General features: G+C 65.6%; 2 protein-coding genes. One reads left to right on the plus strand and one right to left on the minus strand.

The window, feature by feature from the left end; genetic code table 11:
• On the minus strand, positions 1-1,223 hold a 1,223-nt coding region (locus FF86_RS35160), incomplete at its 3' end, for a WD40 repeat domain-containing protein (RefSeq protein ID WP_396230219.1).
• 101 nt (positions 1,224-1,324) lie between these two features.
• On the opposite strand from FF86_RS35160, the gene FF86_RS30900 reads away from it, so the two are divergent.
• Positions 1,325-1,638, plus strand: a 314-nt coding sequence (locus FF86_RS30900) for a transposase (RefSeq protein ID WP_199865893.1), incomplete at its 3' end; no start/stop codon positions are given.

The following is a 1,638-nucleotide window of genomic DNA, read 5'->3' on the forward strand; positions in this document are numbered from 1 at the left end:
GGCGTGAGCGCCACCGCGAAGATGGTGTCGTCGTGGCCGGAGAGGGTGGCACGGCGGACGGGATGAGCTGGGTCGCTCAGATCCCACACGATCGCTGTCCCGTCTCGGCTACCGGTCAGCGCGGTGCGCCCGTCCGGCGTGAGCGCCACCGCGTTCACCACGTCGGCGTGGCCGGTGAGGGTGGCGCGATGGGCGGGGTGGGCCGGGTCGCTCAGATCCCACACGATCGCTGTCCCGTCTCGGCTACCGGTCAGCGCGGTGCGCCCGTCCGGCGTGAGCGCCACCCCGCTCACCGCGTCGAGGTGGTCGGTGAGACTCGCCTGCAATGTGTTGTCGGTAAGGATCGTCGCAATCTGGTCCATCGCGCCGACTCGTCCGTCGATTTCGTGCGCGGCGAGGTCAAGTTTGAGGGCCCTACGGGGGGTACTGGAAGGGAGGGCAGTTGCTTCGGTGATGAGTCTTTGCGCTACGGCAGTTCGCCGTTCCCGCTCTGTGGCCTTTCCCCGATCGACGGCGATATGCCATTGAACGAGTGCTATGAAAGCACCGGAGGTGACAAGTAGCAGCGCGCTCGTGAGCGCGGCGGTGAGTCGGCGGCGACGGCGTTGACCGTGTCGGCGGCTGATGTCGAGGAATATCCGGGCGATGGGGGTGAGTTCTGTCAGGTTGACAGCTCGCCTTGTTTCGGTGGCCCTGTCGAATTCCCAGAGGTAGTTGGTGGGCCGGCCATGGCGATTCCAGTCGGCAGCGGTGTCCTCGACCGCCGCCCTCAGCCGGAGACCATCGGCAGCCTGGCCGATTGCCGTGGCGAGCGGTGTCCACGCGGTGAAGATGTGTTCGTGGGCGATATCGACGACGGTCTGGCCGTTGCTGTTATTGACGGTAAGCAGACGGCGAGCGACGAATGGTGTCACCTCCCTCCCGGTCGAGTCGGACAGATGGTCGAGAGGTACCTGGCGGCGTGTGGGGCGGCCGTCGGCATCGACTGTGATCAGACGAAGCAGAGCGGTGAGGACCTCCTCGTCGGTGCTACCAGTCGCGGCGGTGGCTTCGGCGAGCGCCGCGTCGGCGTGGTCGACAAGCGCGCCGCGGACCCCGCCGGTCTTGTCGTACAGGGTGGCGGACAGCACTGTGGTGCCCGCCTCGCGGGCCTCCGAGTAGAGGCGCTGCAACGTGTACGCCAACAGGGGAAGCGCCTGTCCGTTGCCGGTGTCGGAGACCATACGCGCGACCAACTCGTCGGGGCGTGTCATGACGACTGTGTAAGCCGGAGGTGGACCAGGATCGATCTACCTTGATCGGGTAGGTTGGAAAGGGACACCGAATGACACAGAGCACGACGCTTCGGACAAAAGACGAAGCGGCGGCGAAGAGGATCGCCGATGCTTTCGCACCGGAGGCGATCGACACGTTGTTGAAGGACGCGAAAGCGACCGGAACACCGATCGACGGCGTCGATGGCCTGTTGAACCAGATGACGAAGGCTGTCCTCGAACGTGTCCTGCAGGTCGAGATGACGGAGCATCTCGGCTATGAGGTGGGCGATCCGGCCGGTCAGGGCACGGGAAACTCCCGGAACGGGAAGTCCACGAAGACGGTGTCGACGCGGAACGGTCCGGTCGACATCGAGGTACCACG

Origin of the sequence: Frankia sp. CpI1-P, assembly GCF_001421075.1 — a bacterium.
GTDB classification, from domain to species: Bacteria; Actinomycetota; Actinomycetes; order Frankiales; family Frankiaceae; genus Frankia; species Frankia torreyi.